General features: G+C 54.6%; 12 protein-coding genes. 9 read left to right on the top strand and 3 right to left on the bottom strand.

Annotation, left to right across the window (positions count from 1 at the left end; all coding sequences use genetic code 11):
- Nucleotides 1-79 precede the first annotated feature (79 nt).
- Nucleotides 80-2,854, bottom strand: a complete 2,775-nt coding sequence (locus tag Q4D85_RS11775) for a DUF5979 domain-containing protein (protein ID WP_303200652.1) — start codon at nt 2,852-2,854, stop codon at nt 80-82.
- A gap of 263 nt (nt 2,855-3,117) precedes the next feature.
- Here Q4D85_RS11775 and Q4D85_RS11770 point away from each other — a divergent pair, with 263 nt between their 5' ends.
- Together Q4D85_RS11770 and purB are read left to right on the top strand one after the other, a co-directional pair.
- Nucleotides 3,118-4,266 carry a pyridoxal phosphate-dependent aminotransferase gene (locus Q4D85_RS11770; protein WP_303200650.1) on the top strand — a complete coding sequence of 383 codons (1,149 nt, stop codon included), beginning with the start codon at nt 3,118-3,120 and terminating at the stop codon, nt 4,264-4,266.
- A 105-nt stretch (nt 4,267-4,371) separates the two neighbouring features.
- Nucleotides 4,372-5,811, top strand: coding sequence for an adenylosuccinate lyase (gene purB, locus Q4D85_RS11765; RefSeq protein ID WP_303200689.1), 1,440 nt, complete (start codon nt 4,372-4,374; stop codon nt 5,809-5,811).
- Nucleotides 5,812-5,872: 61 nt separating this feature from the next.
- Here purB and Q4D85_RS11760 read toward each other — a convergent pair whose 3' ends face one another.
- Complete coding sequence (locus Q4D85_RS11760; protein ID WP_303200648.1) at nt 5,873-6,694, bottom strand: class I SAM-dependent methyltransferase; 822 nt, start codon at nt 6,692-6,694, stop codon at nt 5,873-5,875.
- A gap of 685 nt (nt 6,695-7,379) precedes the next feature.
- On the opposite strand from Q4D85_RS11760, the gene Q4D85_RS11755 reads away from it, so the two are divergent.
- Complete coding sequence (locus Q4D85_RS11755) at nt 7,380-8,273, top strand: phosphoribosylaminoimidazolesuccinocarboxamide synthase (protein ID WP_303200646.1); 894 nt, start codon at nt 7,380-7,382, stop codon at nt 8,271-8,273.
- Nucleotides 8,274-8,358: 85 nt separating this feature from the next.
- On the opposite strand, the gene Q4D85_RS11750 is transcribed toward Q4D85_RS11755, so the two are convergent.
- Complete coding sequence (locus tag Q4D85_RS11750; RefSeq protein WP_303200643.1) at nt 8,359-9,156, bottom strand: hypothetical protein; 798 nt, start codon at nt 9,154-9,156, stop codon at nt 8,359-8,361.
- A 125-nt stretch (nt 9,157-9,281) separates the two neighbouring features.
- On the opposite strand from Q4D85_RS11750, the gene Q4D85_RS11745 reads away from it, so the two are divergent.
- The 6 genes from Q4D85_RS11745 (at nt 9,282) to Q4D85_RS11720 (ending at nt 16,658) form a co-directional block, all read left to right on the top strand.
- Complete coding sequence (locus Q4D85_RS11745) at nt 9,282-11,399, top strand: S9 family peptidase (RefSeq protein ID WP_303200641.1); 2,118 nt, start codon at nt 9,282-9,284, stop codon at nt 11,397-11,399.
- A 160-nt stretch (nt 11,400-11,559) separates the two neighbouring features.
- On the top strand, nt 11,560-12,030 hold the full coding sequence (locus Q4D85_RS11740) for a glutathione peroxidase (protein ID WP_303200640.1): 471 nt from the start codon (nt 11,560-11,562) through the stop codon (nt 12,028-12,030).
- Nucleotides 12,031-12,149: 119 nt separating this feature from the next.
- Nucleotides 12,150-12,386 (top strand): phosphoribosylformylglycinamidine synthase subunit PurS, encoded by a 237-nt coding sequence (gene purS / locus Q4D85_RS11735; protein WP_303200638.1) that lies wholly within the window; start codon nt 12,150-12,152, stop codon nt 12,384-12,386.
- A 3-nt stretch (nt 12,387-12,389) separates the two neighbouring features.
- Nucleotides 12,390-13,061 (top strand): phosphoribosylformylglycinamidine synthase subunit PurQ, encoded by a 672-nt coding sequence (purQ, locus tag Q4D85_RS11730; protein ID WP_303200637.1) that lies wholly within the window; start codon nt 12,390-12,392, stop codon nt 13,059-13,061.
- 15 nt (nt 13,062-13,076) lie between these two features.
- Nucleotides 13,077-15,368, top strand: coding sequence for a phosphoribosylformylglycinamidine synthase subunit PurL (gene purL, locus Q4D85_RS11725; protein ID WP_303200635.1), 2,292 nt, complete (start codon nt 13,077-13,079; stop codon nt 15,366-15,368).
- Nucleotides 15,369-16,100: 732 nt separating this feature from the next.
- Nucleotides 16,101-16,658, top strand: coding sequence for a class C sortase (locus tag Q4D85_RS11720; protein WP_303200634.1), 558 nt, complete (start codon nt 16,101-16,103; stop codon nt 16,656-16,658).
- Nucleotides 16,659-16,673 lie beyond the last annotated feature (15 nt).

The following is a 16,673-nucleotide window of genomic DNA, read 5'->3' as shown; positions in this document are numbered from 1 at the left end:
AGCCGGAAGCGTTTTTCTTGAGCAACAATAAACCCGGTAGGGCAGTTTCGTGTCCTACCGGGTTTTTTAGCCTTACGGATTAGATTCGTGGTAATCCAAGTCCGCTGAGGAAATCATTGACCTGAGTCTTGAAATCCGGTTGCGGTGCAGGTTGCGGCTTTTTCGGAATGCCTTTCTTGCCCACTGGCTTTTCCACTGCCGGTGCAGGTTTCTTCATAGTCGCAATGACATGCTTGAACAGCAATGACAATCCAACAATCACCGCCGGGATAGCGATAACCGAAATCCACCACAGTGGTTGACCTTTTTCCGGTTGTGGGGTGTCATCGGTTGGCGGTTGTGGGGTGTTGTTGTTCGGCGGGGTGCTCGGAACAAACACATTGGTCAACGTGATGTCGGTTGGAATATTGGGCCGATCAATCCGGAAGGTGTGCGGCTCAGGTGGCGCGCCATTGTAATTCGGAATCACGTTGTCGTTGGGGTCAGGCGTGACGGTGCATTCGGTGCCAATCGGGAATTTCTGATCGGTGACAGTTTCCTGATTCGCGGCGACCTCAATGGTGTGGTGTTCAATCTGCCCATCGACGGTGCACTTGAAGAAGTACCTGAAAGTCTTGCCCGTAGTATCCAGCGTTGGTGGCACAATCTTGTGGTTGATTCGTACTGGTACCAGCTGCCGGGAGTACGGATTGGTAATCACCACCGGTGGGGTGTCATCGGTAATTGTGACCGTGGCTGGTAGCACTTCGCCAAGCGTGTAGCCAGTAACTTGGGCGGAATCAAGGTCCTCAGTGATCGTGCACCTCGTGCCTATCGGGAAGTGCTTCGGTACACCGACAGCTTTGTTCGTGCCAACTATGGTGAGATATCCACCGGTTGGGTATGGCGGCCCGTCGGGAATTTCACATGAATACTCCACTTTAAACTTGTGGTCTTTGACGATGGCCGGGTTATGCAGTCCGGTTGCTTCAATGCTGATTTGCAACTGTGGTGCCGGGTCTTTGTATTCATGGTCGAAGGTGAATACCGTGTGCGGATCGGCGACTTCCTTCCTTTGGGTCAGCTGCGCACCTGGAGCTGGGCTGATGGTGCGGGTACCTGGAATTGCAATACTGTTGGCATCTTCAGTGACTGTGCACGAAGTTCCTTCGGGGAATTCACCGATCTTAACGCCGGTGCCTGAGGTGTTCGCGGGGACTCTGATTTTCTGGCTGGATGATGCCAGCACCCGGTCGTCTTTCGTACACGAATACTCAAAGCTGTATGAGTGCCCGTCGATGTTGTCGCTGCCGCTGGCGGTTGCCTTTACGAAGACTGGGAAGGCGCGGACTGGGGCGTCTTGAGTGTAGTTGTAGTCGAATACGACTTCGCTATCACGATCAAGGAAACGGCTGAGGCGAATTTGTTTTACGCGGCTGGGTACATCCGGGAGTTTCCATCCTGGTATTTCGGCGAGTTTGCGGTTCTCACGGACGTAGCAAACTGATCCGGTAGAAACACCAGCTTCAAAAGGGAAATCCATCACTGCATCAACAGGCTGGCCATCACCTTTGACAACGGCATGTCCTGTTACGGATCCGATGTCAAGTATGTGACAGACTACGAGGAAGTGGAAATCTTTGGTTTTTGCCTCTTCCGGTCCGGATGTTTGAACTCGGATTGAGGGAACACCTTTGTCTCTAATATTCTCCACATAGTGGGTCATTGCAGAAGTTGGGGTGGCACCAGCTACTTCGGTCACGCTTGTTGTGGGGGCATTTTCTTTAGCCCACCCGTTGTTGGCAGTTCTAGTCCGATATTGCAAAACATAGTAGTACGTAGCATTCGGATGCGTATCAGCCGGAAGATCAAAAACCATGGTGGCATGCCTAGCTGGCGCATTATCCGGAAGACCAATCGCGTTTATTTCTTCCTCAATCGGTGGTGTTGCATCGATGCTACGCGGTTTTATTTCGGCGACCGGAACATAGTTGGTGATCCGGTATTCGGATCCGACTTTTTCCGCAGTGTACTTACGAAGGACTGGGCCTAGTTCTTCCCACTTGTAGCTATGATCTTCGGTAATGATGGTGTGGGGATAGCCGCTGAACCGCTCCGTTATTGCGAACTCAGTTCCGCCTTGCTTTTCGACGATGTCTTCGGCAAGACCTACCTTCCAATTGATTATTGTTTGGTCGATATAGCGGGCATTCTTTTCAATAGTCCCGGAATGCAAGGACGCCTCCGGCGCGATACCCGCACCTGTTCCTGGGTAGTACCCAATAGCGGAAGCCGCGCCATTATTAGCGGAAATTGTGAGCTCACGGCTTGTGGTGGCTTTCGCAGCATGTGCCAAAATGGTGAGAGTGCCGCTCCAATGACGGTCCAATTGGTAATCGTTGTATGTTTCGGTTTGGCACTCAAATACGTGGGGATCATCGTCCGATTTACCACATTCACCGATGGAATCATGATCTGGATCGGGGTATTGATCTTCAGGTGTTGGGCGTCTGAGCTTAATCCGGACGAGCTCGTTGTGGTGATGCTCATCGATTTGAAGCTCAGGCGGCAGCTTAAAATGCACGAATTTATTCGGTTGAGTTTTTTCACCTTTGGGGAACTGCCAGTTGAACTCGACCCGAACTGGGTCATTAACGTGAATATCGCCAGGGATCGCCCGACCACGTTCGTTGAGCTTTGTGATGGTGACATCGCTAATCGTTACGTTGTATGGTTCCGGATTAGGCTCGGGCGGTAACTCAATTGATTCCTGCGCGGCAGCAACTCCGGAGGGGACTACTAAGTGGCCAATCGTCACGGCAAAAGCCGTAACCATACTGCACGCAACCCGCGCTAATGAGCGTCGGTGATTCATGGCGGCCGCATCCTTTCTATCGTGCTGAAATTAAACAAAGCTAAGAATAGAATAAAATCTTTAGGGGTTAAAACTGTTGGTGTGGATTTTCGAAAACATGCAGGTAATATATTATTTTTATATATAAGCGCAATGTGTTGAGTGTGGAAATTGTTAATTAAGATTGCTGGAAAACTCATTTCTATATGAAAATTATGAGAAATTTATTGAGTTGGTTTGACTATTGCTGTCCGCCGAGTTGGGCCGGGGGCTAGAATAAAACCATGAGTTTTGTCAGCCGTCGGGCAGAGGTTGAGCCGTTTCGGGTCATGCAGATATTAGGTGCCGCGCAGCGGCGGGATGATTCGTTATTACTGTGCGTGGGGCAACCAGCGACCAGCGCGCCGCAACCGGTTATCGCCAGTGCCCACTCGTGGCTTGATTCTCATACCTTGGGGTACACCGCTACCCTGGGAATTCCGCAACTGCGCGAAGCTATCGCCACCTGGCATTCAGAAACCTATAACGTTGCCACCAGCCCGGAAAATGTGGTGGTAACAACGGGTTCTTCCGGTGGGTTCGTGGCGTTGTTCCTCGCGGCATTAGAACACGGTGATGCTATCGCCATGACCCGCCCGGGGTATCCCGCCTACCGCAACGCGCTTAAGGCGCTGGGGGCACGCATCCTTGATATTCCCTGCGATGAGGCAACCCGGTTCCAGCCGACCGTCGAAAAGCTGGTGGCGCTTCCGGAGATTCCTCGCGCCGTCATAGTCACGAGCCCGGATAACCCCACTGGCACGATCATTGACCCGGCGGAGCTGGCCAAAATAGCCGCGTGGTGCGAAGAAAACAACTGTTTACTCATCTCCGATGAGATTTACCACGGCATTAGTTACGGCCGCGAATGTGCGACGGCCCGGCAATTCTCGTCGGAAGCGGCGGTGGTGGGCAGCCTGTCAAAGTATTTCTCCATGACCGGTTGGCGGCTTGGGTGGCTAATTGTTCCAGATGATATGGTGACGCCGCTGGAAAATCTTGAGGCGAATCTCGCGCTGTGCCCACCGGCGTTGTCCCAATACGCGGCGTTGGAGGTTTTCGGGGAGGCAGCCAAAGCCGAACTTGATGGGCATGTGGAGCGGTACCGTCACGCCCGCGATTATCTTTTGCAAACCCTACCAGCGTTGGGGCTTGGCACCTTCGCGCCACCGGACGGCGGATTCTATTTATATGTGGATATTTCGCATCTGACTGACGATTCCGAACGGTGGTGTTCGCAACTACTCGCAGCCACCGGCGTCGCGGTCGCCCCCGGCGTGGATTTCGACCCGGTTGACGGCCACAAATACATCCGCATTAGTTTCTGTGTGTCGCTGGACGTGATAACCCGAGCCTGCGCCCGCATCGCGGAATTTCTCGAAACCCGGCGGTAGTATCTAGGTGGCCGCCAATCCTAACGTCGGGCGACAACAGTAAGGGCTAGACGTGTGCTGCTTTTTCGATGCCAAAATCCAAAAAATAGGAAAAGACATGCAATAATTAGCGGCGTGGCTGAAAAGAAAAAGATCGCAAACGTCCTATCCAACCGCTATGCTTCAGCGGAACTCTCCAACCTATGGAGCGCGGAATCGAAAATCATCATGGAGCGCCAACTGTGGATCGCCGTGATGAAAGCCCAAAAAGATTTGGGGGTTGATATCCCCGCCGAGGCAATCGCCGCGTATGAGAACGTCATCGATCAGGTCGATCTGGACTCCATCGCGCAGCGGGAGAAAATCACCCGACACGACGTGAAGGCCCGGATTGAGGAGTTCAATGACCTCGCGGGCTTTGAGCATGTTCACAAGGGAATGACTTCCCGGGACCTGACCGAAAACGTCGAACAGCTGCAAATTTACCGGTCCCTGGAATTGGTGCGCGACAAGGCGGTTGCCGTTGTTGCCCGGATCGCACGGCACGCAGCGAATTACAAGAGTCTTGTTATGGCTGGCCGCTCCCACAACGTTGCCGCGCAGGCCACCACTTTGGGCAAGCGCTTCGCCTCCGCAGGTGAGGAACTGCTCATCGCGATTGAGCGGGTGGAGGAGCTGCTGTCGCGGTACCCGCTCCGCGGCATTAAAGGCCCGATGGGTACCGCCCAGGACATGCTCGATCTCATGGGCGGCGACGAGTCGAAGCTCGCGTCGCTGGAAACCCTAATCGCCGATCACCTCGGCTTTAGCCGCGTATTCGATTCCGTCGGCCAGGTTTATCCCCGCTCCCTGGACTTCGACGCGGTCTCCGCGTTGGTGCAGCTCGGTGCGGGACCCTCGTCGCTTGCCCACACGATCCGGCTTATGGCGGGCAACGAAATCGTCACCGAAGGCTTCAAAGAAGGCCAGGTCGGGTCCTCCGCTATGCCGCACAAGATGAACGCCCGCTCCTGTGAACGAGTGGGCGGAATGCAGGTTATCCTGCGCGGCTACCTGACAATGGTCGCCGACCTTTCTGGCCAGCAATGGAACGAAGGCGACGTTTTCTGCTCGGTTATCCGTCGGGTTGCGCTGCCCGATGCGTTCTTCGCACTTGACGGAATGTTTGAAACGTTCCTCACCGTGCTGGACGAATTCGGCGCATTCCCCGCAATGATCGACCGGGAGTTGGAGCGCTACCTGCCGTTCCTGGCAACCACCCGCATTCTCATGGCCGCGGTACGCAGCGGCGTCGGCCGCGAAACCGCCCATGAAGTAATCAAGGAAAACGCCGTCGCCGTGGCGCTGAACATGCGCGAAAACGGTGGGGAACAAGATCTCATCGAACGACTCGCCGCCGACGACCGGTTGCCGCTGACCGCCGCCGAGCTTAACGACGCCCTCGCCGACCGCCACGCCTTCATCGGTTCCGCTGAGTCGCAGACCGCCCGCGTATGCGCGCGCGTCCAGGATCTGGTCAGCCGCCACCCGGAGGCCGCTGCCTACAACCCCGGCGACATTCTCTGATCCCTGGGGGCGTCGAAAAGCTCAAACAACACGGTTGCTTTTCGACGCCCCGTTTCCGCTCCTACCTGCCACTATCCGACGGGCTCCCGGCAAACGTAATGGTTACCTGGTACATGCCTTTAATCTTTTCGAAGAACCAAAACGCTGCCCGGATCGGCTTCGGAATGGTGCGCCGTGAAGCAACCGGAAGATAATTGGCGAAACTGTAATTAACCGCAACATTCGCAATAGTCGGGCTGAAAGTACGAACCTCAAACGGATCAGCCAATTTAAACGGCATCGTGGTCGGCGTACCTTTCTTCGCAATTGAACGCTCACTCATCCGAATCACCCGTGGCGACTCGGAATCATAAGTCAACCACGCCCCGGGGAACCGCTTACCAAACTCATCCATAAACGTCGCCACCGCCTCCGGCTTAAGGTAATAAAACACCCCAGCCGCGATGGCAATAACCCCCTTGGTGCCATCAACCTGGTCAAACCACGCCGTATCCGTCAGCGAATAAGGCAAATCAACCTCATTCTCAAGCGCCGTCAGCCACTTCTGGCGCACCTCAATCACGGACGGAAAATCCAGGTTATAAACAGTGCATTCGTAGTCAGTCAGGTCATGCGCCAACTGATCCAAACCGCACCCAAGATTCACAACCGCCGCGCCGGGGTGCTCTTCAAGATAACGTTTCGCCATAATAACGGTAATCTCATGCCGCAACCCGTACACAAATGCCGGAAAAGCACCCATCGGCTGGGCCGGGGTTTGCGTCTTCCGCGCAATCTCCTCAGCATTGCCGAACGGCGGTTGTGTAAACAGGTCCGGGTAATCAGTAGCCGCCTGGGAACGCCCAAGCAGCGGGAAGAAAAGAGTGTGGGATACGGTGTCCATAACATGCCTTCCAGTGGAAATAGTTCTCCAAATAACAGCGAAACAATACACACTGCCTTCAATTATTTAGGGTACGCTCACTTTCCAAGGTGCGCGGCGAAAACCTTGGGGAGGTTCGAGGCGCGGGGCGAGGAAAACGTGTGCTGCGTTTGCGGAAATAGGAGGCTGCCGTAGGTGTTGTTTTGGAAGGTTTCGCAGCACTCGGGTTGAGCTGGGGGAATGTGTGTGCTGCGAAGTCTGATTGTGAGGTGGGGTTGAGGGGCGGGATTTTGTGGAAACGCAGCACACAGGTTGTGCCAGGTTAGTGGGGTTGTGGGTGTGTGCTGCGAAGTCTGATTTTGAGGAGGGATTGAGGGGAGGGTTTTTGCGGGAACGCAGCACACAGGTTGTGCCAGGTTAGTGGGGTTGTGGGTGTGTGCTGCGAAGTCTGGATGTGTGGGTGCTTTTCGACGCCGGGCGGGGCGGTTTCGCAGCACACGGGTTGGGGGTGTGGTTTGCAAACAGCTGCGGTGAGTTTATGGGGTTCGGGGGGCGTCGAAAAGCGAAAAACAGTAGTTCGTATTCACTATTAAAGGGGTGGGATTATTCTGGTAAATGTTGGTCTAGCTGGTGTTTTTATAAGGTTATGAGTATTACTGTTCATTAACTAGCCTTTTGTTTTTAAATAGGTCTACACTCATTCCTTATGCGTCCTGAACTCTCCCAGTACAATCACGTCTCTGCGGGTAAGGTTCGTGAGATCTACGAGATCGACGAAGAAACCCTGCTTATGGTCGTTTCCGACCGAATTTCGGCGTATGACCACATCCTGGACACCGAAATTCCAGACAAGGGTCGAGTACTCACCGCGATGAGTATGTTCTTTTTCAACAACATCGATTTCCCTAACCACCTGGCGGGCTGCATCGACGATCCCCGCATCCCTGAAGAGGTGCTGGGTCGCGCGATGGTGTGCAAAAAGCTGAAGATGGTTCCGTTTGAATGCGTGGTGCGCGGTTACCTCACCGGTTCCGGGCTAAAGGAATACCAAGAAACCGGGTCCGTTTGCGGCATTGAGCTACCAGAAGGGCTTGTCGAAGCATCGAAGCTTCCAGAGCCGATTTTCACCCCGGCAACCAAGGCGGATATCGGCGACCACGACGAAAACGTCACCTTCGAGCAGGTGGTGGAGAAACTCGGCGAGGCGCGGGCTAATGAACTGCGCGACGCCAGCATCCGTATTTATACTGAAGCCGCGAAGATGGCGGAGGAAAAAGGCTTGATCCTTGCCGATACCAAGTTCGAGTTCGGTATCGACGAAGACGGCACCCTGGTGCTTGCCGACGAAGTCCTGACCCCGGATTCCTCCCGCTACTGGCCCGCGGACGGGTACCAGCCGGGGAAAGTGCAGCCGAGTTTCGATAAGCAATTCGTGCGCAATTGGCTAACCTCCGCAAAGTCTGGTTGGGACAAAGACTCCCAGCTGCCGCCACCGCCGCTTCCGGGTTCGGTGGTCGAGGCCACCCGGGAACGCTACGTGGAGGCGTTCGAACGGATCACCGGGCAGAAGTTCTCGTGTTGGATCGGCTGCTGTGCCTAACCTAAAACAGTAAAAACCACCGCCCGCCTAGGGGTATCTTCCAGGCGGGCGGTGGTTTTATTGTGTGCTGCGGACTTATCGGATCCTACTTCCGCAACGCACCCTTTTTGCGCTGCTTTAGGTTAATGGAAATGAACAGCCACGCGATAAGTGCGATGGTGATCCAAGTGATGTACCGGTTGATAACCTCCAGGGTGTCTTGCACCTGGGTGCCGAAGGTTATGCCGAGGTAGAGGTAGAACAGCTTGAGCAAAGTGATAAAGCTCAACACCCACATCGACACGAAGATGCCACGGGCGCGCTTAATGCCGGAAATGGTCACGATCAAAACCGGGGAAATAGGGGAGAACGGGATACAAGACAGCAGGAAGCTGAAACCTTGGTGGTTGTAAATGAAGTTTTCCAGCTTGCTAAACCACTTTGGCGGGTGACCAGCGAACATCATATCCACAAACTCTTTGCCCCAGCGTTTACCCAGCAGGAAGTACAGCGGTAAGAATTTCGCGGCACTCAAAGTGGCGATGATGATTACCGCGACCAATTGCCACGGTTTATCCGAATACGTTGCGCCCACGGTGAGCACCGCCAGATTGGAACCGGAAAGCCCGGCGTAGAAAAATGGGTGATTAACCAGTAACAGGGCGCGAAACGGAATCAGGGCAAAGGAATAAATTCCGGCGGCAACCATGAGCCCCCACAACACCCAGTCGGTGCGGGTGGCGTTGGCGAGGAATTCAGGTAACTCGCTATTTGCCTTCGGCTTGGGGGTTTCGGTTGCGGTATCGGCCAAAGGATCGTCAGTAGCCATATCGACGTCAGGTGCGTGATCTGGTGCGGTTTCAGACGCCCGATCATCCGGGTCGAAGTGATTGGCGGATGTCATAAATCTCCTTTGGGTAAACCGTTAGCTTAAACTGACGTGCCTTGTCCTCGAAGTGTAGCGCACTGAAAGCCGTTGGCATTAGCCGTGTTTTCGCCACTCATCGTCACCCACTACGATGTAACCCTATGACTATCAACGCCCCCATCGCGACACAAAAACCCACCACCCGCAGCCACCACGGCATCGACTTTATCGATAACTACGAATGGTTGCGGGAAAAAGAATCCCCCGAAACCATCGCCTACCTGGAAGAAGAAAACGCTTACACCGAACAGGAAACCAGCAACTTAGCGCAGCTGAAGGAAAACATCTTCCAGGAAATCAAATCCCGGGTGAAAGAAACCGACATGTCGGTGCCCACCCGGGCGGGCGATTTTTGGTACTACGGTCGCAGCGTGGAGGGGAAATCCTACGGCATTTCCTGCCGACTCGCCGTCGATGAGGAACACGACCCGTGGGTGCCGCCAGTTATCGACGAAGCGGAAGCCGCGCCGGGCGAGCAGGTCTTACTTGACCTCAATGAGCTGGCAGAAGGCCACGACTTTTTCGCCCTCGGCGCGTCCTCGGTGACCACCTCTGGTCGGTACTTGGCCTACTCCGTCGACACAGCCGGTGACGAGCGGTTTACCCTGCGCATCAAGGATCTCGACACTGGCGAATTGCTGCCCGATGTCATTGAGGACGTCTATTACGGAGCCACCTGGGCGGGCGAAGAGTATTTGTTCTACCAGCGGGTCGACGATGCGTGGCGTTCCGATTCCGTCTGGCGGCACCGGGTCGGCACCGACGCCAGCGAGGACGTCCGGGTTTTCCACGAGACCGACGAACGCTACAACGTCGGTGTGGGTGGCACCCGCAGCGAAAAATACCTGATGATCGAGGCCGCATCGAAGGTGACCAGCGAAGTATGGGTGCTGGAAGAAGATAATCCCACCGGCGAATTTCGGGTCATTCGCCCGCGCGAAGAAGGCATCGAATACGTCGTCGAACACGCGGTTGTAGAGGGCAAAGACGCCTGGTTGGTGACCCACAACGCCCATGGCCCTAACTTTGAATTGGGCTGGATGTGGGCTGCGGACCAGCTCAGCAATTTCGGCGACCTTACCGTGCTTATAGCCCACAGCGACGATGTTCGCCTTGAAGGTGCTGATACGTTCCGCGATCAGATTGTCGTTGCCTACCGCAAGGACGCGATCAGCCGGGCCGCGATAATGAAGCTTGACGACGGCCACCTGGGCACCTTCGAAGAACTGAGCTTTGACGAGGAACTCTACAGCCTCGCCATTGCGGGCAACCCGGAATGGGATGCGCCGGTTCTGCGCATGTCTTACACGTCGTTTATCACCCCGAACAAAGTGTATGACTACGTGGTGGCAACCGGGGAAATGCGGCTGCTGAAAGAACAAGAGGTGCTTGGCGGCTACAACCCGGAAGACTACGAAGCCCACCGGGTATGGGTGGAAGCTAAAGATGGCGCGCAGATCCCAGTGTCGGTCATTCACCGCAGCGACCTTGATTTTTCGAAGCCGAACCCCACCCTGCTGTACGGCTACGGTGCCTACGAGATTTCCATCGACCCTGGTTTCTCCGTGGCGCGGTTATCCATGCTGGACCGGGGCATGATTTTCGCCATCGCTCACGTGCGCGGCGGCGGCGAAATGGGGCGCGGCTGGTACGAAAACGGCAAGATGCTGAAGAAGCGCAATACCTTTACCGACTTTATCGCGGTGGCGGATTTCTTCCTGGCGGAGAACATCACCACTCGTGACATGCTGGTGGCCGACGGCGGTTCCGCCGGAGGCCTGTTGATGGGTGCGGTGGCGAATATGGGCGGCGACCGGTTCAAGGCGATCGAAGCGAATGTCCCATTTGTCGATCCGCTCACCTCGATTCTTATGCCGGAACTACCGTTGACCGTGCCGGAGTGGGAAGAGTGGGGCAACCCATACGCTGACCCGCAGGTGTATCACTACATGGCTAGTTACGCGCCGTATGAGAATGTTGAGGCCAAGCCGTACCCCAATATCCTCGCCGTGACCAGCATCAACGACACTCGGGTGCTGTATGTGGAGCCAGCCAAGTGGATCGCTAAACTGCGCACCACCGCGACCGGCGGGCAATTCCTGTTGAAAACCGAAATGGCGGCAGGCCACGGCGGCGTATCCGGCCGGTACGAGAAGTGGCACCAGACTGCTTTCGAATACGCGTGGTTGATTAACCAAGCAACTGGGCTTGAAGCTTAAACAGGGCATGATAGGCGGGGATACACCCCGCCTTTATGCATGTGGGTTGTCGGAAATGCGGTTCTAACCTGAACCAAAACGGTTGCCGTTGGCCATACGCGGGGATGATGCTGGACAAAACCGGCGTGGTCATCGGGTAATACTCGGTACATTAGTGTGCATGAGTATTTACGATATTGAGGTCACCACAAACGATGGCACCACAACCACGATGGCGGATTGGGCGGGGCATTTATTGCTGATTGTCAATACGGCATCGAAGTGTGGCTATACCCCGCAGTACGAGTTATTGCAGGATTTGTTTAATGATTACGCCCACCGTGGGCTGTTTGTCATCGGGGTGCCGTGCAATCAGTTCGCGGAGGAAGAACCCGGCACGGATAAGCAGATCGCCGAGTTTTGCAGCACGAATTATGGGGTGAGCTTTCCACTCCTTGCTAAAACTGATGTCAATGGGCCAAACGCCCACCCGCTTTATAGGTTCTTGAAGGGCGATGGCCCGGACATTGAGTGGAATTTTGAGAAGTTCCTGGTATCGCCGGAAGGCGAGGTGGTGGGTAGGTTTGCGCCCGCGATGGAGCCGGACGAAATGCCGATCATTAACGTGATTGAAAAGTACTTGCCTATCTAGATAATCGGTGGGTTTCCTTAAGGATAGTAGAATCTGCTGTTTTTGTGACTAAACTAATTCCACGATGATGCCTATCGGTTGGCGTCTGGCAATTCTACTGTGATTGAGGAGCTTCCAACGTGGCCCGTGTAGTTGTGAACGTGATGTTGAAACCCGAGATTTTGGATCCCCAGGGACAGCAGGTTGTCCGTGGTTTGGGCTTGCTCGGAATCGAGGGGGTTAGCGATGTTCGTCAAGGTAAACGCTTCGAAATTGAGGTGGACGATACGGTAACTAAAGAACAGGTTGAGAAGATGGCTGAAAAGCTTCTCGCCAATACCGTTATCGAAGACTACGACATCATCTTCGAGGCGTAACACATGAGCGCAAAAATCGGAGTTATTACGTTCCCCGGCACGCTTGACGACGTCGACGCCGCCCGCGCGGTGCGATATGCAGGTGCCGAAGCAGTGAGTTTGTGGCACGCTGATTACGACCTTAAAGGCGTCGATGCGGTGGTAGTCCCCGGTGGGTTTTCCTACGGTGACTACGTGCGCACCGGCGCTATTTCTGCTCTTGCGCCTGTAATGCGTTCTGTGATCGAGGCGGCAGGCAAGGGCATGCCGGTGTTGGGCATTTGCAATGGTTTCCAGATTCTTACGGAGGCCAAGCTCCTGCCGGGCGCGTTGACCCGGAACCAGGGTTTGCATTTCCACTGCGTGGACACTCATTTGGTGGTGGAGAATGCCGATACGGCATGGACTTCTTCGTTGTCGGCTGGGGATAAGATCTTCATCCCAGCTAAGCACGGCGAGGGTCGGTTCCAGGCGTCGGCGGAGACGGTGCAAATGTTGGAAGATGAGGGTCGGGTGGTGTTCCGCTACACCGATAATTTCAACGGTTCGCTCAACGCCATTGCTGGTATCACGAACGAAACTGGCCGCGTGGTGGGTTTGATGCCGCACCCAGAGCACGCTATTGATTCTTTGACTGGGCCGTCCACTGACGGTTTGCAGTTGTTCCTATCGGCCGTCGGCACCATCGCTGCTTAAAGGAGAACACGGACAATGACTACTTTCAATGACACCGTTGAGCAGGCGATTAAAAACCCAGATGCGGAACAACCATACGCATCGCTGGGGCTAAAAGACGACGAGTACGCCCGCATCAAGGAAATCCTGGGCCGTCGCCCAACGGATGCTGAGCTGGCCATGTATTCGGTCATGTGGTCGGAGCACTGTTCTTATAAGTCCTCCAAGGTTCACCTGCGCTACTTCGGTGAAACCACCACTGAGGAAATGGGCGCAAAGATCCTGGCCGGTATCGGCGAAAACGCAGGCGTGGTCGATATCGGCGACGGCAATGCGGTGACCTTCCGGGTGGAGTCCCATAATCACCCGTCCTATGTGGAGCCGCATCAGGGTGCCGCGACCGGCATCGGCGGTATCGTGCGCGACATTATGGCGATGGGCGCACGCCCGATTGCGGTCATGGATCAGCTGCGGTTCGGTCCTGCAGACGCACCGGATACTTCCCGGGTGTTGCCGGGCGTGGTCGATGGTATTTCGCATTACGGCAATTGCCTCGGCTTGCCGAATATCGGCGGCGAAACCATTTTCGACGAGTCTTATGCCGGTAACCCACTGGTCAATGCGTTGTGCGTGGGCACGTTGAAGGTGGAAGACCTCAAGCTGGCTTTCGCCTCTGGCCTGGGCAATAAGGTGATGCTGTTTGGTTCGCGCACCGGCCTGGACGGCATCGGTGGTGTGTCTGTTTTGGCCTCCGATACCTTCGAAGAGGGCGCGGAGCGCAAACTGCCTGCGGTGCAGGTAGGCGACCCGTTTGCTGAGAAAGTTCTGATCGAATGCTGCCTGGATCTGTACAAGGCTGGCGTTGTTGTGGGTATCCAGGACTTGGGTGGTGCCGGTTTGTCGTGTGCTACCTCCGAGCTTGCGGCTGCCGGTGACGGCGGTATGGAAATCAACTTGGATAACGTGCCGCTTCGGGCGAAGAATATGCTGGCTGCTGAGATTCTGTGTTCGGAATCCCAGGAGCGTATGTGCGCGGTGGTGCGGCCGGAGAACGTCGAGAAGTTCAAAGAAATCTGCGACCATTGGGGCGTTCCATGCGCGGAGATCGGCGAGGTTACCGATGGCAAACACTTGATTATCCGCCATAAGGGAGAGGTTGTGGTGGATGCCCCAGCACACACCATCGCCCATGAGGGGCCGGTGTACACGCGGCCGTTTGCCCGCCCGGATTGGCAGGATGAACTGCAACAGTTTGGCGGCGTCGAAAAGCCAACCGATGCGGAAGGTATTAAGAAGGCGCTTATTGATATGATTTCCTCCCCGGCGCTTTGTTCGCGGGCGTTTATCACCGACCAATACGATCGCTACGTGCGCGGCAACACGGTGCAGGCGCAGCATGCCGACGCTGGTGTGCTGCGTATTGATGAAGAAACCAACCGGGGTGTCGCGGTTTCTGCGGATGCTTCGGGCCGCTACACCAAACTCGACCCCAACACTGGTGCCCGGCTGGCATTGGCGGAGGCGTACCGCAATGTGGCGGTCACGGGTGCCCGCCCGGTTGCGGTGACCAACTGTCTGAATTTCGGTTCTCCGGAGGATCCGGGCGTGATGTGGCAGTTCCGCGAGGCGGTGCACGGTTTGGCTGATGGCTGTAAGGAATTGGGTATTCCGGTTTCCGGCGGCAATGTGTCCTTCTATAATCAAACCGGCACCGAGGCGATTCTGCCGACCCCGGTCGTTGGCGTGCTTGGCGTGCTTGACGATGTCCGCGCGTCGATCGGCAACCGGTTACGCACGGTAGAAGCACAAGAGGAGCTATATCTGCTGGGCGAAACTTTCGACGAGTTCGGCGGCTCCATTTGGCAGCAGGTTTCCGGTGCAGGTTTGTCCGGTCTACCACCGAAGGTCGATCTGGCAAACGAGGAAAAATTGGTTGAGTTTTTCGCCGACCAGGCTCTAGTCACTGCCGCTCACGATCTTTCCGAAGGTGGCTTGGGCGCTTCGGTCATGGAGATGGCGATTCAGGCAGGTACCGGTCTCAAGCTGGACCTATCTGAGGTTCATGCGGACTTCTTCACCGCGCTGTTCTCCGAATCGGCCTCGCGCGTAGTGGTGGCGACAACAGATGGCGCTGCGGTGGTTGCTCGCGCCGCAGAATTGGGCATTCCATGCGTAAAGATCGGCACGACCTGCGGTTGTGGCGAATTTAAGGTCAGCCACGGCGACACCGCTATTGCCGTGCCTCTAGCTGAGCTTAGCGACGCCTGGTCTTCGACCCTGCCTGATCTTTTTGGGCATGCGGTCGGCGCGAATTCTGTTGTCGAATAGCATATATTTTGGTGCCTGACTGGCTTTCACCAATGGTGAAAGCCAGTTTGTTGTTTTTGCAGTGACAGGGAAGATCCGACTTTCGCTCCGCCCGATGAATTTACATAAACAAAAGAAAGTCTATTTTGTGCTACCCTTATCTTTATGTTAATATTTCTTAGGTTTTAAAAAGTTTAAATATCTGCTACCTCGCAACTATTGGCGGGACGTTGGCAGCTTTACTGTTGCGAATGTCGAGCTTAAATTGTATTAAGCGAGGTTGATAACGCTTGGCGGGTTGCGTGGATTTTGCGTTAAGTAAAAGTTTAGGTAAGTGTTGTGAAGTTAGTCGGTTCGCAACGTTGTTGAGCATAAATCTAGGAGTAAAAGATGACGACAGTTACTGTTTCTGGAAGAGTATTTGCGACTAATTCTGAACTGAATTGGGGGAGCAAACCTACCTTTACTGGTCTTCGTTCATTGCATCCAGTTGCGCATTCGCAGTTCCGAAGCGAACCAAAGATTGATTTCTTTAACAGCCTGCCAGATATTAAGAAACAAATCGACAGTCTCCGCGAATCTAAAAGGCTGAGTCGACAAGCAACAGATGTAATCCCTGGCGGGGTATGCGCTGGAGAGCCCCCTCATGGGGAGGCTGAAGTAGCTATGGGCCTGTGTGTACATTTTGCGTAGCGTGCCGTGTCGTCGAAAAGCAGTGCTAGTAGAACCAAACTACGTACAGTTGTATACCTTTTGTTAGCGATTGTTGTTTTACTTACGCCGGTGGTGCTGACAACGATTCATAACGATCAACAGTCGCGATTGGCAACGGCCTATTCTCGAAATGTTGCTGCCTTGGATCGGGCTGAACGCGACGCGCTTATTATTGCCGCTCGGGTCTATAACGATGATCTAGGCAATAGAGGTTTGCATGATCCTTGGTTAACCCAACCCGATACGACCACTGAGGATTATCAGCGTTATAGAGATTTATTATCAGTTGATTCGATCATGTCTCGATTGCGGGTACCGAGTGTCGGTATAAATCTACCGATCTACCACGGGACTGATTTATCTACTTTGGCGCACGGCGTGGGGCATATGTATGGGACTGCGCTGCCTGTTGGTGGTGTGGGGACCCATTCGGTTCTTACTGGACATACTGGTCTGACGGCTTTGACGATGTTTGATAACTTGCATCGGATTCAGCTGGGCGACATTTTCATAATTGAAACGGCTGGTGATCTCATGGCTTATAAAGTGGATCAAATTATAGTGGTCTCATTTCAAAAGCTTAGATTTTGTGGGTGAATGTTGTTTGGTGGA

Origin of the sequence: Corynebacterium sp., from assembly GCF_030532965.1 — a bacterium.
Classification (GTDB): Bacteria; Actinomycetota; Actinomycetes; order Mycobacteriales; family Mycobacteriaceae; genus Corynebacterium.
The sequence above is the reverse complement of the archived record's forward strand: the minus strand, read 5'-3'. Positions and strand labels throughout refer to the sequence as shown.